Below are 21966 nucleotides of genomic sequence, written 5' to 3'. Positions count from 1 at the left end.
CGAATAAGCGTTCGAGGATTTGGTGCCGGATTTCTGGTATAGCGCTCTGACTGACGCCGGCGTGGTTCGCGAGGGAGTGTTGTTCGCTCCCGACGAGACCACGCTCGAGAATCAGCTCCGTGAGAAGGGCGCCTTCCTCATTCGCACGGAAGTTCGCGAAAAGCGCGCTGCGGTCCGCACGACCACCGACGGCAAGGTCGATCGCAAGGAACTGCTCGCGTTCCTGGAGTATGTCGCGGGCTCGTTCGACGTCGGCATTCCCATTCTCGAAGCGCTCGACGACGTCGCGAAGCGCCTGCAGTCCAAGCGGCTGCGCAAGATCATCGGCGAGATTCGCTTCGCCGTGTCCGAGGAAGGCAAGAGCCTCTCCGGCGCGATGTCCGAGCATCCGATGGCGTTTCCGGAGCTCTGCATCGGAACCATTCGCGCCGGCGAAGCCAGCGGCGAGTTGGGCTACGCGCTTCGGCAGCTCGTCGAGTACATGGACTGGCAGGAGACGATCGCCTCGCAGCTCAAGCAGGCGACCATGTATCCGGTCATCGTCGTCGGCGCGGTCACGCTGCTGGTGATCGGCTTGATCGGCTTCGTGTTTCCGCGCATTCTGCCGCTGCTCAAGGGACAGAAGACCCTGCCGCTGCCGACGCGCATCATCCTGCGTGCGTCGGAAATCGTGCGCGCCGACTGGCTCGCGGTTCTGGTCGTGTTCAATGCGATCGTGCTCACGGTGTATTTCATCCACCGCACGCAAAAAGGCCGGTTGTTCATCGACGGTCTCGTGCTGCGCCTGCCGGTCGTTGGCGGCGTCATCCGCGACGTCAACATGGCGCGCGTCGTCACCTATCTGAGTCTGTTCTATCGCACCGGCGTGGAGCTCGTGCTGTCGCTCGAGATCATCGAGCGCATCATCACGAACCGCGCGGTCTCGCGGGCCGTCGGCAGCGCGCGCGAACAAGTCATTCAAGGCATCTCGATCGCCTCGGCACTCGGACAATCGGCGCTCTTCCCCAACGTCGTGCTGCGCTCCGTCGCGCTCGGCGAAGCGACGGGTAATCTCGATCAGGCACTCGCTCGCACCAAGGAATTCTACAATCGCGAAATCCCCGCGTCGGTGCGGCGCATGATCACCGTGCTTCAGCCGCTGCTGATTGCGATGATCGGCGGTGTCATCCTGATGGTGGCGCTCGCGATCATGCTGCCGATTCTCAACATCTACGCGTCGATCGGAGTGCGGCATTGAGCGCGTCCATTCGCCACTTCGGCGCGCTCATCGCGCACGACAGCGTTGCGCTCGTCGAGTACGACGCCGAGCGGATGGGGCTGCGCGTGATCGATCAGTGGGTTGATGCGACGCGGTCGGCGTCCATCGATCAGGCGATCGACCGGCTCCGCGCGCTTCTGGAATCAGTAGACGCGCGCATGGCGTCGATCGCATTGGCGGTCGAGCAGTTTGGTGTGTTTCAGCATTCGATGACGCTGCCCGCGGCGACCGATGAGGTGCTGCGGCCGATCGTGCGTCGCGAAGTACAGCGTGTGTTCGGCGTCGCCGATCCCGTCGTCGCGTTCACGCGCGGCGCCATCGACGAGCGGCGCGAGCCGTCGCGCGCGGATGCGCGCACGGCGCCGCATCAGATTCTCGTGGCCGGTGCACCACAGGAAACCATCAACGCGCTTCGCGATCGCCTCGCCGACAAGACTGTCAACGTCGAGTGTGTGACGGTCGTCCCCAAGGCGATGCACAGCCTGTACGACGCAACGGGTGGCGCGCTCGAGCCGACCGCCGTGCTTGTGTGTCTGGAAAGCGGACCGCACCTGGCGTTCTTCCTCGAAGGGCGTCTCGAGATGGCGATCGATCCCCCGATTGCGCTCGAGGGCGATCGCCCGAGCGTCGAGATGATTCTCGATCAGGTCGAGCGTGGCGCCGTCTACTTCCGGCAGCAATTCCGCGGCGCGACGGCGTCGCGTGTTCTGCTCGCGGCTTCACCGAAAGACTACGAGGAGCTCGCGTCGGCCCTCCAGTCGCGGCTGGGCGCGCATGTGAAGCCGTTGTTCTCCGGCGTGACGGCACCGGAAGCGGTGATCGCGATGGGCGCGGTCCTCGAGGCACGGCAGGCCGCCCCGCTCGATCTCTTTCCTCATCCGCCGACGGTCGCGGAGCGCGTCCGCAACTTGATGCGTGGTCCAAATGCGGCGGTAGCCGCGAGCGTGGCCGCGGCGGCATTAGCGATCCTGTTCGCGGGGCGACAGGTCACTTCGTTGCATGGCGATCGCGCCGCGACGGAACGCTTGCGCAATTCGCTCAAAGCAACGATTCCGACGGTCGAGCCCATGCGGCAAATCGCGGAACGGCGGTCGGACTTTGCGAAGCAGGTCGAATATGTGCGCAGCGTACAAGGCGAACGCAGCGCGCTCGCGCAATCACTGGTTGCGATCGCGTCCACGACACCCGACGCCATTCGATTCGACAGCCTGCACGTCACTCGCTCGGCCACTGGTTGGAACGTGATCGTCGCCGGTGCGGCGAAGGGTGCGAGCGGCGCGCAAGCCGTGCGGTCGCTCGACGGATTCTTTACCTCGCTGCGCATGCGCGACGGTGTGAGCGACGCCAATCTCGACCGTCTCGACTATCCCGCGACGAACGACACGACCCACAAGGCGCCGACGGCGGTCGTCATACAATTTCGCGCATCGTTCGCACTCGCTCGTCCGTCAGGGGCGTCGCACTGATGGCGATGACCATGGCCGACGTTCGCTCGAGCTTCCAACGCTATGGTGTGCGAGGCGAGGCGATGGGAGTCGCCGCGCTGGCTATCGTCGCGTCCGCGATCGTCGGCGTCGCCGCGCAACGGCAGCGTTCGTCGCTGACGCTGGAACTGAATCGCCTGCGCGCCGACTCGAGCGAAGTCGCGAATTTTCGCGCCGCGTTTCGGCCGGCGACGCTCGAGCCGACGACGCTTCCGGACTCGATGGCCACGTCAGTCGATCGCGCCGATCGCGTAACGCTGGCGCAGGATATCGCGACGGCAGCTGAAGGTGCTGGGCTCCGCGACGTACGAGTTCGGTTTGGCGGCGCGGATTCCAGTGGATCAGCTCCGCCGCCTCTGCCGCAGGTAACCGCTGATCCGCCGACCGTGGCGAGCTATACGCTCGTGCTCGAGTGCAGCGGCGGCCTTGGCGCCGTCCTCTCGGTCGTTACACATCTCCCGCCGTCCATCGCGCTGGAACGCGTGTCCGCGGTTGGCGACAAGGGTAATGGCGCGTCGTATCTGCTGGCGTTCGCGGTGCTCGAGCATCCGAAGGATTCGAAGGATCCGAAGGATTCGAAGGCGGGACAGCATGGCTGAGCCCGCGCAGCGCTGGCTCGGCATCGCGACGGCGGCGGTGCTCGTCGTGTCATTCGTGGCGTGGCGCTCGGTTCGGCCGCCGAGTGCGTCGGGTCCGGGACGCTTCGCGGTCCCCGCGCCGGTGCCGAGCCCGCAGCTCGCGCAGCTCATGCCGTATGCGGCGCCGCTCGCGGACAGCGTTCGTATCGCACCCGCGCCCGCTGATTCAATCGTCGTTCGTCGCGACCCGTTCGGCGACGTAATCGTGCCGACGCCGGTGGTTCGGCGTCATACGGTGGTAGCGGGTCCGGTAACACAACAAAGTGAAGGCACCCTGTGGGATGTCACCGCCACGCTCACGTCTGGTACGCGACGCGCCGCGGTGATCAACGATGCATTGATTTACGTCGGCGATCCGCTGCCAGGCGGCGGAAAGCTCACGTCGGTCGAGCGCGACCGCGTCGTCGTAACCGACGCCCAAGGCAAACCGCATACGGTTGCCGTGAAGGAGGATAACGGATGAGGTCGACGATGACTCGCGCGCTACAAGCGCTCCGGACGACGACGATGTTCGCCGCTGGACTGGCGGCCGCGGCGTGCGCCAGCAGCGGTGCGGCCGCTCGGCAGGTGCACACCACGGTTCACGTCGAACCGACGGCACCGGTCGTTCAACCGCAGGGAAGCCCAGCTGCGGTGAGTGTCTCGCAACCAGGCCAACCTGCGGGAGCGGCGCCGGCGTTGCCTCAAGTGGCGACGGCTGCCGGACCGCAGTTGTCGGCCGCGCCCGAGCGTCGCATCCGCGAGATCAATGTCCCGGATGGAACTCCCATCGCGACGGCGGTGACGCAGCTCGGATCGCAGCTCGGATTGACGGTGACCGTCGATCCCGCTGTGCACGGCACCGCGCACGCGAATTTGCGCAATGTCACGCTCGAGGAGGCGCTGCACGAGTTGGTCTCGCGCAACGGTGCGCAGTATCAGCTGCAAGGAACCGTGCTGCGTGTCGTTCCCATTCGCATGGAGAGTCACACGTTTCATCTCGATTATGTCGCGCTGTCGCGTATCGGCACAATGAGCACAGTCGTGCAGCGACGGTTGTCGAGTGCGGGTGTCGCAACACCGGGCACGAACACCGGATTGAGCGCGCTCGGCGCCGGCGCCGCGGCGGCGGCCAGCGGCGGCGACGTGCTCACGGCGCAATCGGTCGCGGACGTGTGGCAGGATATCCGCGTCGCGCTCACGGGAATCATGGCGTCGGGCCAGCCGGCGCAGGGCACAGCGTCGGGCAACGCGAACAACGCGAACGCGCCGACGACTGGTGCGGCGGGCGAATCGCAGACGTCGACGGGCGGGATCAACGCCGCGCAGCAGGCGGCGTCCGGTGCGGGCGGCGGTCCGTCTGCCTCGAACACCGTGTTCGGCGACGGATCGTCGCTGGTGATCAGCCCCATGGCGGGCTTGATCAACGTGACGGCCATGCCGGATAAAGTCGCCCGCGTCCAGGAGTTTCTCGACGACTTTCAGGCGTCGGTTCTCCGTCAGGTGATGATCGAAGCGAAGATCGTCGAAGTCACGCTGACCAAGACCTTCCAGTACGGCATCGACTGGAGCATCGTCTCGGCGGCGGCTTCCAACAAGTTCGGCGTGACGCTGCGCAGCGATCCGTCGGTGACCACGACCGGAAACGCCGGCAACATCAATTTCACGTTCACGGGTGGTGCGACGTCGGTCACTGCCGTACTCACGGCGTTGGCGTCGGAAGGCAACGTCAGCGTCTTGTCGAACGAGCAGACCTCGGCGCTCAACAATCAGCGCGCCATCTTTGACGTGACCACGGACGAGATATTCTTCAACGTGTCGCGGACGCCGTTGCTTGGGCCCAACGGCGGCGTCGTGACGACACAGAGCTCGATCATTCCGCAGCAGATCTCGGTCGGCGTCGTCCTCGACGTACTGCCGCAGATTTCGGCGGACAACGTGTTGACCATGGACATTCGTCCGGCCGTGACGTCGATCGATCACACCGCCACGATCTCGCTGCCCGACGGCACCACGGCGAGCGCGCCGGTGATCGCACGCCGGGAGGGCGATACGATCGCACGCATGCGCGCCGGTGAGACCATGGTGATTGGCGGCCTCGTACAGAATCGAAAGGATCAAACCACCAGCGGCATTCCGGTGCTCAAGGACATTCCGCTGCTTGGCAAGGCGTTCCAGCACATCGACAATACCGAGACGCGCACGGAGCTCGTCGTGTTCCTGACGCCAACGATCATCAGCGGGCAGCCCGCATCGGGACGTTAACGGCATGTACGAGCAGTTCTACGGGCTGACCGACAAGCCCTTCTCGCTGACGCCGAACCCACGGTTCGTCTTCTACTCGCAACAGTATCGCGAGGCAGAAGGCCAGCTGCTGTACGGCATCAACAACCGGGAAGGGTTCATGCTGGTCACTGGCCAGCCCGGCACCGGCAAGACGACGCTGTGCCGCGATCTCATCGAAAAGTTGGATCGCGACAAGTCGCAGTCGGCGCTGATCTTCAATCCGTTCTTCAACGGTGTCGAGACGCTGGCCGCGCTCCTCACGGAGTTCGGCGTCAGCGTGCCGCCGGGCGGTTCGCGCAAGGAATTGCTCGATCGGCTCAACCAGTTCCTGCTCGCGCAACTCGCGCTGGGAAAAAGCTGCGTCGCGATCTTCGACGAAGCACAGCACCTGTCGTCAGAGTTTCTTGAACAGATTCGCGTGCTGTCGAATCTCGAGACCGATCAGGAAAAGCTCATTCAAATTGTTCTCGTCGGCCAACCGGAGCTGCTCGACAAGATCCGCACGCCGCAAATGGCGCAGCTCGACCAGCGTGTGTCGATCCGCTGCACGCTGAACGATCTCGACGAGCAGGAGACCGACCGCTACATCCACCACCGGTTGAACGTGGCGGGCGCGCGCGGCCAGATTCGCTTCACACCGAAGGCGGTGACGGAGATCTATCGCGCGAGCCACGGCGTTCCGCGCTTGATCAATCTGATTTGCGACCGGGCGCTGCTGGCCGGATACGCCGCGCAGACGCGTGACATCGAACCGCAGCACGTCCGCAAGGCCGTGGCGGCGTTGCGTGGTGAGGATTCCGAAGTCGACGAAAACGTCACCGCGCCCGCACCGCGCCGCGATCGTCCCCGCAACCAGCGCCGCGGACAGATACGGCGCGTGATGATCATCGCCGCGGTGCTCGTCGTGGCGGCGGTGACTGTTGGCATCGCACTCTGGCCGCGCGGTCCCGTGAAGGCCGCCGACGAGGATTTGTACTGGCGCGCCACCATGAGCGCCGTGCCCGCCGACGCCGAGCGGGATTTGCGGACACTGGTCGCGACGTATCCGACGTCCAAACGCGTCGACGATGCACTGCTTCGCCTGGCGCAACTCGAGATGGCGCGCGGCGACCGCGCGAGCGCCGTGCAACACCTCGCCGCACTCGCTCAGCACGCGCCGGCAGGAGTCACGCACGCACGCGCCGTCGTGCTCACGGCCGTGGCTCAACTCGACGGCGGTGATACGACCGCCGCGTGCAACGGATACGGTGCCGGCGTTGATTCGGCGTCGGCGGCAAATCCCCTGCTTGCGCGCGATGCGCAGACGGTATCCGCCGTTTGCGCCGGGCGCGCCGCAACGAGCGGCGGTTCGATCGCCGCCGATTCGCTCGCCGCACGGCCGGCCACGCCGCGCGATTCGACAGCGAAACCATCCGCGGCCCGGCCGCCCGCAGGACCGAAGCCGTGAGTCTCATCAACGACGCGCTCAAGGAAGCGCAGCGCGAGCGCACACAGCGCGCGGGACGAACGGCGGCCGCCGTCGGTGACAACTTTTTTCCGTATCCCGCGGGCAAGTCCGCGAACAACAGGAGCAGCAGCACCAGCCGCGCGTTGATGGTCTTCGCGGCCGCCGCTGTGATCTTGGCGGCCGGAGCGGCGGGACTGTGGCGGGCTCGCTCGCGTGCAGGACGGGCGTCGTCGCTCGCCGTTCCGACCGCGAGACCCGTCGCGAGCCAGCGCCCGAGTGGCGTGCCGGCGGTGCCGCAGCCGACCACACCGCCGCCGAGCCAGCCGGCCGTTCCGATTTCAATCATTCCGCCGGCGAAGATGGGGACGAAGACGGCGTCGAATCAGCGAAGTGGCGCTGCTGAGCCTAGCGGCAGAGCGATCCGCGACGCCGGCGCACCCTCGCCGGTATCCAGTGCGCCGCCCAGCCGCGCGGTGAATTCGCCATCACAAAATCGTAATACCAGTACTGGCATCAAGCCGCTGCCGGCCCCGTCGACGGCGGCCTCCGTCACTGCCGATCGTACGGACAGCGCGGCGCGCGCGGCATCGAACGTCGCGGCAGCCGCGGACGCTCCACCGCGTCCGGCGCCGCCCACGACGGCGCCCACGCCCACACCCGCACCGGTGCGTGTCGTACTCGACGCCAACGGCGCGCGCTTGGGCGATTCGCTCTTCGCCCGCGCGTACAGCGAGCACCTGCGCGGGAACTACGACGCCGCCGCCGACTACTACGAGAAAGCACTGCAGAAGCCGCCGGTGCCGCCCGAGTTGTACAACGATTATGGCGCGCTCCTCGATCTGCGCGGCAATCACACCGCCGCGATCACCATGTACAGGCTCGGCCTCGCCGCAAACGATCGCGATCCGAAGCTCTGGATGAACATCGGCGTCGCGTACAACGCACTCGGCCGACACGCGGATGCGATGTCGGCGTTCTTTGCGGCGGCCAAGCTCGATCCGGCCAACTCGAGCCTGAAGATTCGTCTCGCCACGGAGTATCAAGCATTGGGCGACACGGCAAGCGCGCGCCGCGGGTTCACGGAAGCGCTCGGACTCGCTCCCAAGGATGCACGCGCCCACTACGCATTCGGCGCATTCCTGGTCGCGCAGCACGACTTCCACAGCGCCATTCGCGAAATGCAGTCGTTTCTCGACCTCGCGCCCGGCGCCGTTCCTCCGGACGAGATCGAGAAAGTCAGAGCGTACGTCAACTCGCTCCGCAAACTCTATCCATGAAATCGCATCACATAGTCGGCGGCGTTGCGGCGCTGGTGATTGCCGCGGCATGTCACCATTCGCCCGCGGCCGTTCCGCCGCCCGTGTTGCCGGCCCAGCAGCTCTCCCCGCCGGTCCTCACCGAGACGCGAAGTCTGTCGCCGGTAGATTCCGTGAACGATCCGCTGATCAGCATCGACACGCACGGGAGTGAAGTCGACATACGCACCGTGCTGGATTACATCGGCTCGATGGGCAACTTCAAGCTCGTGTATGGCCAAGGCGTCGCGCGGAAGGTGCGCGTTCACCTGACCAACGTCCCGGTATCGGTTGCACTGCAAGCCGTGCTGTCGTCCGCGAGTCTCACGCTCGAGCACGCGACGCAGGATGCCCGAGCGCCGGGCGCGAACGCGGTGGTGTTCTACCAGCTGCCGGTGAACGTGGACTCGCTCTCGATCGAAGCGATCATGAAGCGCTTCGGCGTCGGACGCACCGTTGCCGAGTTGATCGTGCAAGCGCGAACCGTACGGCCGTAGCCGGTCGCGACAGTTCACACGGCGAGATCGAACGGCGAAAAAGGAAACGCGGTGGGAAGCACTTGGCTTCCCACCGCGTTTCGCTTTTCAGACGACTCGAGGCGAATCGATCAGGTGCCCGTCGCCGCAAGGCGGAGCGTGATTACCGTGCTTCCGATCGCCGTGCTGTTCGTGGAGGCCGCGCCCGTACATGTGGTCCCGTCATACAGCACGTTGCCGTTCGTGCCGTCGACCGTGCCGTCGATCGTCTTGTCCAGCTGATAGATGTCGTTGCAGGTCGCACTCGCGCCGGTCGAGAACGCGAGCGGCGTCGTCAGATAGCCATTGGCGGACGTGATGGCGGGTCCGAGGGTGATGCCGCCGGCGCTGGTGAACGACGCAACAGCCGTCGACGTGCCGGTCACGCTGCCGGCGAAGTAGATCTTGCCGCCCGAATTGCCGGCCGCCGTCAGATCATAGAATTCAGCCGGGAAGGAGCGGTTGTCCGCGATGTACGCCGTCACGGCGTTGCGGATTTCGCTGAGGTCCTGCTGGAACACCGGCGTGTCGCCTTTGTTGACGTACTGGGTCACGGCGGGAACGACCACGGCCGCCAGCACGGCGACGACCGTCACGGTCACGAGGACTTCAGGCAGCGTAAAGCCGCGGCGAACTCGGTTCTTCATGGTTTTCTCCTTAGTGGTCTATCTGAACAGCAGGATGAACGTCGAACTTGCAAGCGATCGGTCGGAAGCGGTTCCCGACTCAATAAATGGGCATGACGAGGAACTTGAGCGTGTCGGCGTGGCCGCCGCCCGGCGAGATGTAGCGAATCACCCCGTTGGTGATGTCGCCGTCATCGAACATCTGGTCGATGGTGAGCGCGTTCGAGGCATCGGTGGTGGCCGTGCTGCCCGTGGGATTCATTGGAAGGCACAGCACCAGATACGCTTGATAACCCGCACCGCTACCAGGCACGGCACTGTTCGCCGTGAGCGACTGATTGAAGAAGGTGCTCTTGAAGCTGTAGCCGTATCCCGTTCCGAGAATCGACGCAGCGTCTTTGCTCAGGTACGGTCCGCGCCAGCGGAGCGTGTCCGGCTTGCCGTACGTTCCCAGGCCAGTTCCGGTCAGCGGAGACTGAGTCGTGGTAATCGGCGTGACGAGTTGCGTTACGTCAGACGGGTACCGGCGAACGTCCGACAGGAACTGCTCCACGCCGCCACGGATGGCCAACATGTCATTCCCGATGCGCGACTGATCGCCCTTGCGAATCTGACCCGCAATGGCGGGCACGACTACGGCTGCCAAGATCGCGACCAGGCTCACGGTGACGAGGACTTCCGGAAGCGTAAATCCGCGACGCCGGCTGACTTTTTCGATTCGCTGGGTCATGGCATTCTCACAAACACTCAAAAGGAATCTTCGCGTAGACAATCGTGGACGATCATGTTTGGCTTGGGGTTACGCCTCGCGTTACGCTACTTACGACCGCATCACGATGGCATCGGCGCCCATGGGAAACAGTACCGGGCCACAACCTCCGGGACCGCGATGACGAGGGAATTATCGCAACACGGCGTTATGTCGCCGTTAGGCAGCCATCAGTCGGTGTTACGGCGTTCATAAATAGCAGTCATTACGACGGTTAGAGCTGTTACTTCGCGCGCTCCGCAACGGCACCGATGACCCCGTCCGATTCATCGTCACAGCCTTCCCCGTCAAGCGTAAATTTCCGGTTGAGTCTGCTTGGCTCCCCGGGACTCGGCACGGCGGACGGCACCGCTGAGCTCGGCGCCGGTAAGTCGCTTGCCATTCTGGCTTACATCTCCGTCCGAGGGCCGGCCAGGAGGGACGAACTGATCAGTATCCTCTGGGGAGAAGTCCCAGAGGAACGCGCACGAAACGCCTTCCGGCAGTCACTCCACCGATTGCGCACCATACTCGGCGACACGGTGCTCCCTCAGGACCGAGACCAGGTCGCGTTGTCCGCCGACGGCATCCTGTCGACCGATCGCGATGAGTTCCTCGCCGCGCTCGAGACCGGACATTGGGAAGTCGCGATCAACGCGTACGGCGGGGAGTTTCTCGAGGGCTTCGAGTCCGGCGAGCCCGCGTTCGATCGCTGGGCCGATGCCGAGCGGGTCCGATTGCGCGCGCGATACCAGGAAGCCTTGTTGGCCGCCGGCGAATCCGCCCTCGCCGACGGCCGTCTGTCCGACGCGCTCGACCACGCGAATCGCCTGACGACCACGGCGCCGTACGATGAGTCTGCCGCGCTCTTTTCGGCCAACACGCTGGTCGCCGCGGGCAAGTCGCGGCAGGCCGTCACGACGTTGCGCCAATTCATCGATCGAATTCGCGACGAATTCGATCTCGCGCCCTCCGCCACGCTGCGCGCACTCGTCGAGCGCCTCGAGCGTCACGGCGCACGCGACCAACAGACGCCCAGCAGCGGCATTTCGGCGGAGCCGGGAAAGGCTCCATTCGTCGGCCGTGAATCCGAGCTCGCGCGAATGCTGGCCCTCATCTCGGGTCTCAAACACGAGCGCGGCGCGACAGTGCTGCTCGAGGGCGAAGCCGGCATCGGCAAGTCGCGACTGCTCGAAGAATTCGCCGACCGCGCGCGAAACCTCGGCGGCGTGCTGCTCTTGCGCGGGCGTGAGGCCGGGCTTGGAGGTGTGCTTCCGTACGCAGGCCTCGTCGACGCGCTGCGACCAATCGTGCGCGCATCCGGTGTCGCAGGCGCCAGCAAGCATCTCCTCGCCGAGGCGGCGCGACTTCTTCCTGAATTGCGAGATGCGTTCGATCTGCCGGCCGCGTCTCCCATCGAAGACGAAACGGGACGGCTCCGATTCTTCGAGGGAATCGCGGCGCTGATCGACGCAGCGGCGTATGAACGGCCAGTCTGCGTCATCGTCGACGACATGCATCACGCGTCGCCGTCGACGATCGACCTGTTTGTGTATCTCTCGCGCCGGCTGCACGAATCTCCCGTGTTGTTCATCGCGTCATACCGTACGGAGCGAGTCGTAGGCGCCGCCGTGGAACGGTTGCGTGCCCTGAGCGACGTCGACGGAAACGCCAGCACCTCGATCGCACTCGGTGCGTTCGACGATCACGAGTCGCTGGCGCTCGCACGCGCCGTCCTGCGCGGTGTCGGTCGCACGACCGACGCGGACGTCGATCGCGTTGTGCGTGCATCCGGGGGCCGGCCGTTCGCGATCCTCGAGCTCGCGCGACGAACGGCGAGCGGCACACCGACGACTGAACTGCCGGCCTCCCTGCGCGACATTCTATGGGCACGATTCCAGGCGCTGTCGCCGTCGCAACGGCGAACGTTCTTCGCCGCATCGCTGCTCGAACGATCGGCGAATCTTCGCGTGCTCGCGGCCGCGGCGCATCTGCCGGAAGCAGCTGCGTACGAGGCCGTCGAAGTGTTGCTGCGTCTTGGCTATCTGCGCGCGACGGATGATGGATACGCCGTCGCTCACGACGTGACGCAAGGTTTTCTCGTCGATGCGAGCGGGCTCGCGGGTCGCGCGGTGCTTGCATCGTGGGCCGCGGACGCACTCGCCGCCGAGCACGATGCGTCGGACGCGGAGCTCGCGTCACTCTACGCAATGGCCGGCCGCGCCGGCGATGCGTTCATTCGCGCGCGCGCCGCGGCATTTGCCGCCGCCGCGATCGGCGCATCGAGCGAAGTCGCACGGCTCCTTGGCATCGCGCTGACGTTCGCGCCGACGGATGCCGCGCGTCGCGAAGTCGACTCGCTTTTGACCGCGTTCGGCCGCACCCGGCTCACCCTTCCGGGTGCGCGCGACCACGGCGCTTCCGCGGATCTCGCGCCGAGCGTCGAAAGTACACCGGTCGCCGACGACAACGCCGTTCGCGATGACGATGTGTCCTTCAGCCGCGCGGAACCCGCGCCGCCAACGGATGTGCGCTCGCGGCGATCGCTGTGGCGGCCTGCCTCGACGCGGCAATGGGTCGTGTCGATTGCCGCATCGTTGGCGATCGCCCTCGCCGGATATTACGCGCGCCCTATCGTTCTCGCGCGCGCCTCCACGCGAAATGTTTCCGACACGCTCGTACTGACCGAGCGCGATGCGCGGGGCCGCGCCGCGCTGGAGCTGATTCGCAATCCTCGACGCGAGCGATCGACGGGGACGCCGATCGCCGCCGCCGCTGGATTGTTCGCGCCGGCGTGGCTGGATTCGCTCGCGTCGCCATGGACTGGCGGACTCGTTTCACCAGATCGTCAACGCGTCGCCTTGCAACGCGTGACGCCCGAAGGCGAACAGCTGCTCGTCGTCGGAGTGGATCGACGCGACACGTCGCTCGTATCCACGACACCCGGCGACAACATTGGTTTGGCGTGGTCTCCCGACAGCCGATCGTTGCTCGTCTCGAGATCGCGTCTTCTCGTCGATGGCAGCCTCGACACGGATCTTTGGCGCGTCACCATTGGTGCGCCCGCGCTCGCCGTTCCAATCGACACCTCATCGAGCCGAGCGGTTGCCGAGGCAGCGTGGTCGCCCACGGGCGATCGCGTGGCGTGGGTGGCGCGCGTCGGGTCGCAACGACAGCGCGACGTCTTCGTCTCGCGCGCCGACGGCAGCGACGTTCTCAACGTGTCGTCGAATTCCGCTGACGATTACGAGCTGGCGTGGTCGCCTGACGGCTCGCTGCTGGCATTCACGAGCCAGCGAGATGGCGGTGGCTCGCGATTGTACGTGTATGACTTCGACAACAAGCGTCTGTGGCCGATCTCGGATCGTTCCGGCGAATCGCACGCCGTCTTTTCACCGGACGGGCGCTCGATCGCATTCGAAGCGGTCCGCGACGGCGATCGCGCCGTCTATGCGCGTCCGTCGCTCGGCGGAACACCGAAGCGGCTGACTCCCGCGGGCCGGCAGTTCTCGATTGCGTCGTGGTCAGGCGGGCGGCCGCAGTTCATCGATCGACTCAGAATCGTCGGGCCGAGATCGATCGCCGTCGGCGACACGGCGCGCCTCGGATTCATCGCGCTCACTCCGGCGAACAGTCCGCTGCGCGATGTCCCTGTGCAGTGGTCGGTACAAGGCCGCGAGGCAACACAATTGCAGTCGAATGCCGCGGACTCCGCAAGTATGATATCCGTGGTCGCGCGCGGTACCGGTAGCGCCCGCGTGATCGCGTCGATTCCCGGATGGCGCGCTGATACGCTGACGCTCTTGGTCAGTTCAAATCAGGCGTTGCATTTCAACGACAGCTTCGCGCGAATCGATTCGAGCTGGTTGCCGCTCGGAGTTCCGTTGCCGCGCACCGGACGTACGAGCGACGGTGCGCCCGCGGTTTTCCCGAACGGCGACCTTGAATGGGACAGCGGATTGTTGCTGCGGTCCGCAATGGCCCTTCGTCCAGGGTTGCACGCGAGCGTGCGAGTGACAGCTCCGTTCACCGGCCGGCCGTCAGCGACGACGTTGATGCTCGGCTTCGTCGCGGCAGCCGCCGAAGGCTCGATCGACCGACGTGCGCCGCAATTCACGCCGCTCGTGACTGTCGCGTGGGATGGCGCCTCCGGCAACCTCACCTACAGCGTCGGACCTGAAAACTTCTCCGAACCTGCCGCGGCAACGGGCGCGGGCGATCGTCATACGATCGACGTCAGCGTCGGCGCAGATCGCTCGGTGGTGTTCGCGATCGACGGCACCCAGCGCTGGAAGTCGAGCCTCAGCTTCCTGGGCTCGACGGGCGAAGAGACTGTCGCACAATGGTGGATGGGCGGACGGGCGACTGGAAGCAGCGTCGCCATCTCGAACGTCACGCTCGATCAGCCCGCGCCCCGCGCTCGCTCGCGCTGAGCGCGAGAGACGTCAGCACGCCCCGCTCTTCGTGGGAATGATGTAGTCCATCACGACGTCGTTCGTTCCGGGAGTCCACTGGAGCGAACCGGTGCCTTTGTTGTTCACACCGTCGAAGACAACGTCGATGTTGTGCGCCGTGAGCGTATCCGGACCCTTGATTCGGATGATGAGGCCAGTGGGCGACGTCGCGGTGTACAGCGTGTCGACGACGCTGTCTTTCTGCGCCACCAGAAACACGCCGAACGGAAGAATGGCGCGCGTGACGTACGGGCCGCGCCAGTTCGCCTGCGCGGTCGCGCTGAGTGTGACGCCGCATTTGTCCTTCGGCGTCGCCGGCAGCGCCGTGAGATAGTCGAAGTTCGGCGGATAGTGTCCGACGTCCTGCCGGTAGGCGATCACCGCGCTCGACAGATTGTCGATTTCCTGCACGAGTGCATCCTCGTATCCACCCTGCAAACGGCCGCGAATCGTTGGAACGATGACGGCCGCGAGCACCGCGATCAACGCGAAGGAGACCAGCACTTCGGCGAGCGTAAAGCCGCCGCGGCGATGTGCGCGCGTCAGCATTTGCCACCTGCCGGAATGAAATACTTGATATCGACGAGCGCGGGGTTGGCGTTCGCGACCCACTGCACCACACCCGCGGAGGCGCCGTCGCCGCCATCGACGATTCGGTCGAGCAGCGGCGCATCCGTGGAGTCGGCGCCGATGATCTTGAGCTGCAGCGTCGTGGGCGTCGGCGGATTCGTGATGCTCGTTCGCACGATGGAATCCATGATGATGCCCATGGGGGTCTCGACGCCATTCGTCGTGATCATGAACGTGACGAACGGGGCGCTCGTGTTCCAGCTCGTGACGGCCGTCGTCGTAAATGTCGAGAGTGTCGCGGTCGCGGTGCCGCAGCTCGTGTGTGACGCGGTCGTGTTCGTGACGATGACGTTGGTCAGCTCCGACAGGCGGCCGGGATACATCGTCGTGGTCGTCAACGTCGCCGTCGCGTGGACAGCGGAGTTGAACGCCGCGATGCCCGTGGCAAGCGCCGCAAGCTTGTCCGCCGTCGTTTGCGCGCGCTGCTTGTCGATGAACCCGATCAAATACGGCGTGGTGACGGCAGCCAGGAGCGCGAGAATCACCGCGGCTACGGCGATCTCGACGAGAGTGAATCCCGATCGTCTTCGACTTGGCTTCATTCGCATACCGACGCCATTAGGCTCCCATACGGCGCCGAAAATAGCACGCGCTGGCTCCGAGATCGACGATCCAGAGAGCCAGCGCGTTTCGTACCATCATCTGGGTTATGGCGTTGTGACGTTTCCGAGGGTGAACGCCGTGCCGCATGTCCGCGGATCGCTTTCATCGCCCGTCGCCGACGTGCACGGACCGCCGAGGAAGCTCGTGACCGTCACCGGGACAGTCGCGCTCACCTGATCGGCGTGAGTCGAGCCCGTGAGCGTGAAGCCCAGCACGATGCGCATGCGCACGTTGTTCTTGAACAGCAGCGGATTGGCCGACCCGGCGATCGGTCCCGTCAGCGCCTGGGCATAGTCGACGGTGATCGTCTGGAAGCCGTTCCCGTTGTCCACCGCGCACACCGACGCAGAGAAGCCCAGGGCGTTCGTGCCGCTCGTATTCAGCGGCTCGTTCGGCGGGTTGAGCGGCCCGTTCACGATGTTCACCGACTGACAGTTTTCTCCGCGCGAAACGGCGGCTTGCAGTGTGCCGCTCACCGTGCCGGTGCCAAAGTTGACCGGCGTCGCCGAAGCGGTGTCGCTCGTGACCGTACCCGACAAACTGAACGTGCCGAGAATGTTCTGCGTCGGAATGACGATCAGCGCGAGGTGCTTCACCGAGAACTGCTGCGTCGAGAGCGTGCCGATTTGCGTGTCCGGGATCGTCGGTCCGTTGACCCACGACTGCTCGATGTCGATCGCGTCCGCCGACGGATTCGGCAGGGACGTGAACTGGCCGTTGCTGCTGATGGTCAGTGTGCCCGCCGCGATGTTATTGGCCGGCGTCGGATCCAGAGCCGTGGTGTTCACGGCCGCGATGCTGGCCTGAAGCGGAATCGACGCGAGACCAAGGTTCGACGGCGCAATGACCGAATACTGACAGACGCCGCTTCCGTTCGTGAGCGTCACGTTCGTGGTCGTGAGCGTCGTGGGCGTCAAATTGCCGATCACCGTCGGATCGTTCACGCTCGGCGCAGTGACGAGCGTGCCACAGCTCACCTGCGTGTTCGCCGGTCCCGTCACGGTCGTTTGGAACGTCGCCGTCGCACCCTGCTTGATCGTGGTGTCGGTGAGCAACCGCGTCTTGCCGACGATCGTGAATGCGCCGGCGCTGATGTCGAGGCGCGTCGCGACATGCACGTTCACCGTGTAAAACGGCGTGCCTTGTCCCGGCGCCGGCGGCGACAGGTTCAGCAAGCCCGTGGCCGTCGTCACCTGCACGCCGACGGTGTGCGTCGCGCCGGCGGCCGACGTGTTGGACTCGGCGATTGCCGCCTTGAAGCTGCATGGCTGAATCGTCGCGCCGGTCGTTGCGGTGATCGTTTGCGCGATCCACTGGACCTTGGCTGTCGAGTCGCCACCGTCGATGAAGGCGTGACAAGTGACCGCGCTCGTCGACAAGCCGACGAGAGACGAGCTGACATCGGCCGAGTACGTGACGAGCTGGCCCGCGTGCACGACCGTATCCGGGTTGGCCGGCAGTACGATGTTCTGCGTCGGCGTGACGAGCGAGATGTTCTGCACCACCGCGCTGATCGCCGTGGTGGGCGCCGACGCATGAATGGTGATCGCGGCGGTCGTGTTGTTCGCCGCGTTCGCATCGGCCGGGGTCGTCGAGATCGTGGCCGTATACGTGTAGTCGCCGGCGATGGCAAAACGATAATTCGTCAACTTACACGCGGTTGCCGATCCGGGCGTGCTGCCCGTCAACGTCGTCGCAACGCCGTTCGGATCCGTGATGGTCGCGGAGCACGAGATAGTGCCGCCCGGTGCCGCGCCGCTCACGAGCGTGATCAGCTGATCGAGCTGCACCGTCTGGCCGGCCGTGATTGGCTTGTTCGCCAGATTGCCCGGACCCGCACCGTCGAGGTAGTCGACCTGCACGCCTCCCACGGCGATGTCGGTCGGCTGGTTCGACGCGGTGAACGTGAAGGTTTGCGTGCTGTTGTTGCTGTAATCGAAATCGCCGGGAATGACGGGCGCCGCAGTCACGACGATCGTATGCGGGCCGGCGGGAAGCGTGAGGTTGAACGTGCAGGGAAGGTGGCCGTTCGCCGGAATGCTGAGCAGCGGACCCGTGACGTACGAAAACGCGAAGGGATTCGTCGGATGCCCTAGGATCACCACGTTCGGGACAGCAAGCTGAATGTTGCCGTCGACCGTGACGACGCACGCCGTCTGCACCGGGAAGACCCCCGGGCCCGTGGGCGTCGTCGGTGCCTCGTTTGGGACGTTCACCGTGAACTGCACGGGCGAGCCGGCCGGTACTCCGTTCGACTGATTCGCGCTGACGACCGTGATTGCCTGGTGCGAGAGATCGACGTCCGGCAGGTAGCCGTTCACGCCGTCTTCGCGCACGACCGCCGTCTTCTTGTCGTCGCCGCCGACGCCCTTCACGTTCGCCTGAACGGAGACTTTCCACTTGGCGCCGAAGTGCGTGCCGCAGGATGCGAAGGACGACGAGCCATTGTCGTCGTCGTCGTCCGATCCGTTGCCGGCGCACAGCGGGATCGGTGCGCTGTAGACGGTGGTGTTGGACTTGTTGAAGTTGACGTTGCGCACCAGCACCTGCTTGCCGGCGTCGTTGTAGACCTTGTACTGCAACGTCTGGAAGTAGCCGTTCGGCACCGCGGTCCCGGTGCTCGGATCGAACGTCCCCGTGTGGACGACGATCACCGCGTTGCCGACTTTGTCGGCGAGCACGCGCACGTCGATGTCGCCGTTCTTACAAGCGTTGCCCGTACACCCGACCGAGCCATCGAGGTTGGCGCTGCCTGGCTGCAGCGCGCGTGTCAGCGGATTGCTGGAGAGGTCACCGCAGCCCGAAATCGAGGCGGACAGCGCGGCAACAGCGGACAGGGTGAACAGCGAACGGAGAGAGATCATCGTCGAAGTCTCTACCTTGAGAGAGAAATCAGTTGATGCATGGGCGAGAGCCGAGGAAAATGTGACCCCATGCTCGCCGATGCAGTGACGCCGGTTACAAACGACTACCGCTTTCCTTACTTCATACTCGCGGCAGTTAACTCTGCTCAACAGCCCTTAACATTCTCTCCGGGTCCGGCCAAAAGCAACCCGGTCAGCGTCACAAATATCACATGTCGACATTCGTCGGCATTACAGGTATGAGCGCCCATAGGTTAGTATCGGCACCAGGCCGCCGCAACCCGAGCCGCTGTACCTTTTTGTTACGGTACGGGAGCCGCCAGGAAGTACGCTGGGGACGCAATCTTCGTCGGCAACGACGGAGTCGGAAAGCGAAACCGACCCTGCAATCCTGGCTGCGTCTCGTTCGGACCGTCGATGATCCCGTTCACGATCAGTGCCTGCGCCAAGGTCAGGCTGTCCACACGCACCGCCACGTAGAGCGGATTTGTCGCGACAAAACCAGCGCATGGCACCGTCGCCGTACCCACACCGTCACAGAACTCGGGTACGCCGCTGATCGCGTCGAACCGCATTAGCATATTGTGAATTTCGGCGACGTACCCGCTGCGCACCGCGGTCGTCGGATCCGCCGACAACGACAGACTGAGGTACGGCCCCTTCCAGAGACGCACCTGCTGCGGGCTGTAGATGTCGGCGTGCGTCACGGTGGAATCGCAGGGATTGCCGGAGTTGCACGCCGCATTCGTGAGCAACGGATCAGTGAGATCCTCGAGATCGCCCGGGAGCGCCCCTTTGACGTCGGACGCGAAGGATTGAATCGCGGTTGAGATCGAGTTCAGGTCGTTCGCGACCTTCACGGGATCCGCGGCATCGGCTTTCTTCATGACTGAAGGCACGACGAACGCGGCAAGAACCGCGATCAGCGCGACCGTAACGACCGTCTCGATCAGCGTAAAGCCTTCGCGCGCCCGAACCACGTGTCTCGGTCGCCGTGTCGATCGTTGTCTCGATCGTTGTCTCGACTGCGTCATGGAGGTCACTCTCGATCAGGTGATGGGATCGGCCATGTAGTAGGCGACCACGATGTTCGATGAGTTGGGCACCCCGAACCGAAACCGGCCGGTGGTGTTCGAGCGGTCGTGCTGATTTGGATCAGCTCCGCCGTCAAAAATCGCATTGAGCGCGTTGGCCTGTGACGTCGTGAGACCGTGGACCTGGACGGAGGCGAACAGGGTTCCGGCGGTCGAGAATGCGGGATTCAGAGAACCGTCGATCCGATGCTCTGCGACGTTGTGGTCCAGATCGTAGCGGTCCAGGAAGTTCATGATGTACGCGGTGTAACCGGTCGCCAGGCTGTCTCCCGCCGCGACCGTGATCGTGGCGGCAAGATACGGCCCGTTCCACGCGGCCACCTGTGACGTCGTCATGAGCGTGCTGTCGATGAACCGATCGATTCCCGCCGTCGGCTTAGCCGTCAGCGTCGAAATCTGATGCGGATATCCGTTCTTGATGTCCGTGGCGAACGTCTCCATCGCCGTCCGGACCGTATTCAAATCGTTTTGAACCTTTACCGGATCGCCCGAACCCGCCTTCTGAATGACCGTCGGCACCACGAACGCGGCCATGACCGCGATGAGGCCGACCGTCACGATCGTTTCGATCAACGTAAATCCGACGCGCCGTCGAGAACGATTCAGGGGCGTACAGGCCATGTGTAATGCGAGCGAAGTGTCCGGCGATCGCTGGCGGGGCATGAGATGCCCAGCTTTTCGTTCCGATCAACCATAAGCCTACTCTAGACGCATTACCGAAGCGTTACGCAAACAACCATCACCGTAACGCTGGGTCTGGACAGCAGCGGCAAAAGCAAGCGCGAGCGCAACTTAGCTCCGTGTTATCCTTGCCGTCCCCAGATTCTCGAGAACGTGCTCGGGTCGTTTCATCCCAACGAGCGCCGACGCAACTCCAGGCGCGGACCGGGCGAACGCCAGAGCGCGCTGGGCATCTGTGTCCAACCCCGAGAATAGTGAACGGACAGCCTCGGGAAGCCCCGTCGCCAGCTTGCCCTGCATCAACGACGCGCTGCCAACGAGACTGAGCTCGAGCGCCTCCGCGGCCTCGATGACGCTGACCAACTTCCCATTCACGCGCTGCGTCTGGCCGCGAATTGCTTCCGGCATCGCCATGCTGATCGGGAGCTGCACCGCGCGGAACCGGTGATCGGCCCCTCCGATCGAGCGCGCGATGTCGACGAGGTCCGCCAGGTCGATGTGATCGGTGCTCCCGGGCGGCTGCCGCAGGCTATCCCAGGTCGCGATTCCGTAAATGCCGATTTCACCGCGCCCCGCAGCCTCCTCCAGCACCTCGAACACTGCGCGCAGCCGGCCCAGCAACTCCGCCGGCGAGACCGCAACCAATTGCTGGCCCGGGTTGTGGATGTAGTAGATGTCGATCGTCCGGAGACCCAGGTTCTGGCGGCTCTTCGCCAGGCAGTAGCGTAGAAAGCGCGGCGCCAGGCAATGGCCGCCCCCGACAATGTCGTCGGGCAACAAAATCTCCGTGTCGACGAATTCACGACGGACGTAGTCGCGGTACTCTTCTCGCGTCGCCGGTGGGGTGCGATCGAGCGGGATATATCCGCCCTTCGTACAGACAACGAGCTCCTCGCGTGTCGTATTTCCCGTGGCGATCAATTGCTGGATGGCCGCGCCGACCGTGCGCTCAGATCGTTGACTCCGGTAGTTGATCGCCGTGTCGATCAGGTTGATCCCGCTTCCGACCGCTGCCTGGATCGCGGATTCGTAAGCGCGATCGTCATCGTCAGTGCTGTCGCCGAGATAGGTGCCGATGCCAATCGAGGAGGCAGTCAGCCCTGAGGCGAGGGGGCGAAAGTAGTCCGCGACGAATTCGGTTTGGAAGCGATCACGATAGCGTGCCGTTCCGGTTTCCGTGGCCTTGAGACGGCTCGCGTCCACGCTAGGGACGTCGGACGATGTGGCCGGAGAGCGATTCGACATTGATTCTTTGGGCATTCCAATGAGTCATACATGACTCCGGTTGTGCTCGCAAGCGATCACAAACTTCTTGGCGAAAGTAGCGCGGTGTCCGTGCGGTGGCGCACGGTCGGGACATTCAG

General features: G+C 64.6%; 17 protein-coding genes. 9 read left to right on the top strand and 8 right to left on the bottom strand.

The features are described 5' to 3' along the window. The first annotated feature begins 22 nt into the window (after positions 1-22). The 8 genes from VN706_21240 to VN706_21205 are packed head-to-tail and all read left to right on the top strand — an operon-like array spanning position 23 to position 8884. On the top strand, positions 23-1237 hold the full coding sequence (locus VN706_21240) for a type II secretion system F family protein (protein HXT18169.1): 1215 nt from the start codon (positions 23-25) through the stop codon (positions 1235-1237). Next, positions 1234-2724 (top strand): hypothetical protein, encoded by a 1491-nt coding sequence (locus VN706_21235; GenBank protein HXT18168.1) that lies wholly within the window; start codon positions 1234-1236, stop codon positions 2722-2724. Before VN706_21240 ends, VN706_21235 begins: the two co-directional genes overlap by 4 nt. A gap of 11 nt (positions 2725-2735) precedes the next feature. Continuing rightward, a complete protein-coding gene (locus VN706_21230) occupies positions 2736-3341 on the top strand; it encodes a hypothetical protein (protein ID HXT18167.1) in 606 nt (201 codons plus the stop codon). Further along, positions 3334-3843 carry a hypothetical protein gene (locus VN706_21225; GenBank protein ID HXT18166.1) on the top strand — a complete coding sequence of 170 codons (510 nt, stop codon included), beginning with the start codon at positions 3334-3336 and terminating at the stop codon, positions 3841-3843. Before VN706_21230 ends, VN706_21225 begins: the two co-directional genes overlap by 8 nt. Before the next feature lie 8 nt (positions 3844-3851). Continuing rightward, positions 3852-5624, top strand: a complete 1773-nt coding sequence (locus VN706_21220; GenBank protein HXT18165.1) for a hypothetical protein — start codon at positions 3852-3854, stop codon at positions 5622-5624. Positions 5625-5628: 4 nt separating this feature from the next. Next, complete coding sequence (locus VN706_21215; protein HXT18164.1) at positions 5629-7092, top strand: AAA family ATPase; 1464 nt, start codon at positions 5629-5631, stop codon at positions 7090-7092. Then, positions 7089-8369: a tetratricopeptide repeat protein gene (locus tag VN706_21210; GenBank protein HXT18163.1), complete on the top strand. Its 1281-nt coding sequence runs from the start codon at positions 7089-7091 to the stop codon at positions 8367-8369. Before VN706_21215 ends, VN706_21210 begins: the two co-directional genes overlap by 4 nt. Further along, positions 8366-8884: a hypothetical protein gene (locus tag VN706_21205; GenBank protein HXT18162.1), complete on the top strand. Its 519-nt coding sequence runs from the start codon at positions 8366-8368 to the stop codon at positions 8882-8884. Before VN706_21210 ends, VN706_21205 begins: the two co-directional genes overlap by 4 nt. Positions 8885-8994: 110 nt before the next feature. Here the strand turns inward: VN706_21205 and VN706_21200 are convergent, their stop codons facing one another. Both VN706_21200 and VN706_21195 read right to left on the bottom strand, forming a co-directional pair. Continuing rightward, positions 8995-9549 carry a prepilin-type N-terminal cleavage/methylation domain-containing protein gene (locus VN706_21200; protein HXT18161.1) on the bottom strand — a complete coding sequence of 185 codons (555 nt, stop codon included), beginning with the start codon at positions 9547-9549 and terminating at the stop codon, positions 8995-8997. A gap of 79 nt (positions 9550-9628) precedes the next feature. Further along, a complete protein-coding gene (locus VN706_21195) occupies positions 9629-10258 on the bottom strand; it encodes a prepilin-type N-terminal cleavage/methylation domain-containing protein (GenBank protein HXT18160.1) in 630 nt (209 codons plus the stop codon). A gap of 536 nt (positions 10259-10794) precedes the next feature. Here VN706_21195 and VN706_21190 point away from each other — a divergent pair. After that, positions 10795-14709 carry an AAA family ATPase gene (locus tag VN706_21190; protein HXT18159.1) on the top strand — a complete coding sequence of 1305 codons (3915 nt, stop codon included), beginning with the start codon at positions 10795-10797 and terminating at the stop codon, positions 14707-14709. 12 nt (positions 14710-14721) lie between these two features. Here the strand turns inward: VN706_21190 and VN706_21185 are convergent, their stop codons facing one another. The 6 genes from VN706_21185 to VN706_21160 all read right to left on the bottom strand — a co-directional run bounded on the left by VN706_21185 (position 14722) and on the right by VN706_21160 (position 21862). Then, positions 14722-15279 (bottom strand): prepilin-type N-terminal cleavage/methylation domain-containing protein, encoded by a 558-nt coding sequence (locus VN706_21185; GenBank protein ID HXT18158.1) that lies wholly within the window; start codon positions 15277-15279, stop codon positions 14722-14724. Further along, entirely contained in the window at positions 15273-15902 is a 630-nt protein-coding gene (locus VN706_21180; GenBank protein ID HXT18157.1) for a prepilin-type N-terminal cleavage/methylation domain-containing protein, read from the bottom strand. The genes VN706_21185 and VN706_21180 overlap by 7 nt, the downstream gene beginning before the upstream one ends. Positions 15903-16007: 105 nt before the next feature. Then, the gene (locus VN706_21175; GenBank protein HXT18156.1) at positions 16008-18827 is read right to left on the bottom strand and encodes a hypothetical protein; all 2820 of its coding nucleotides are present in this window, start codon (positions 18825-18827) and stop codon (positions 16008-16010) included. A 302-nt stretch (positions 18828-19129) separates the two neighbouring features. Further along, entirely contained in the window at positions 19130-19807 is a 678-nt protein-coding gene (locus tag VN706_21170; GenBank protein ID HXT18155.1) for a type II secretion system protein, read from the bottom strand. A gap of 69 nt (positions 19808-19876) precedes the next feature. Continuing rightward, entirely contained in the window at positions 19877-20542 is a 666-nt protein-coding gene (locus tag VN706_21165) for a hypothetical protein (GenBank protein HXT18154.1), read from the bottom strand. A gap of 171 nt (positions 20543-20713) precedes the next feature. Then, positions 20714-21862: an aldo/keto reductase gene (locus VN706_21160; protein ID HXT18153.1), complete on the bottom strand. Its 1149-nt coding sequence runs from the start codon at positions 21860-21862 to the stop codon at positions 20714-20716. Positions 21863-21966 lie beyond the last annotated feature (104 nt).

This window comes from Gemmatimonadaceae bacterium (genome assembly GCA_035606695.1).
In the GTDB taxonomy this organism is placed as follows: Bacteria; Gemmatimonadota; Gemmatimonadetes; order Gemmatimonadales; family Gemmatimonadaceae; genus JAQBQB01.
This window is presented reverse-complemented; position numbering and strand designations above follow the sequence as displayed.

Coding starts and splice junctions, on each gene's coding strand:
- VN706_21230 (HXT18167.1), top strand. CDS start 2,736: ATGGCCGACGTTCGCTCGAGCTTCCAACGCTATGGTGTGCGAGGCGAG.
- VN706_21225 (HXT18166.1), top strand. CDS start 3,334: ATGGCTGAGCCCGCGCAGCGCTGGCTCGGCATCGCGACGGCGGCGGTG.
- VN706_21220 (HXT18165.1), top strand. CDS start 3,852: ATGACTCGCGCGCTACAAGCGCTCCGGACGACGACGATGTTCGCCGCT.
- VN706_21215 (HXT18164.1), top strand. CDS start 5,629: ATGTACGAGCAGTTCTACGGGCTGACCGACAAGCCCTTCTCGCTGACG.
- VN706_21205 (HXT18162.1), top strand. CDS start 8,366: ATGAAATCGCATCACATAGTCGGCGGCGTTGCGGCGCTGGTGATTGCC.
- VN706_21200 (HXT18161.1), bottom strand. CDS start 9,549: ATGAAGAACCGAGTTCGCCGCGGCTTTACGCTGCCTGAAGTCCTCGTG.
- VN706_21195 (HXT18160.1), bottom strand. CDS start 10,258: ATGACCCAGCGAATCGAAAAAGTCAGCCGGCGTCGCGGATTTACGCTT.
- VN706_21185 (HXT18158.1), bottom strand. CDS start 15,279: ATGCTGACGCGCGCACATCGCCGCGGCGGCTTTACGCTCGCCGAAGTG.
- VN706_21180 (HXT18157.1), bottom strand. CDS start 15,902: ATGAAGCCAAGTCGAAGACGATCGGGATTCACTCTCGTCGAGATCGCC.
- VN706_21175 (HXT18156.1), bottom strand. CDS start 18,827: ATGATCTCTCTCCGTTCGCTGTTCACCCTGTCCGCTGTTGCCGCGCTG.
- VN706_21165 (HXT18154.1), bottom strand. CDS start 20,542: ATGGCCTGTACGCCCCTGAATCGTTCTCGACGGCGCGTCGGATTTACG.
- VN706_21160 (HXT18153.1), bottom strand. CDS start 21,862: ATGCCCAAAGAATCAATGTCGAATCGCTCTCCGGCCACATCGTCCGAC.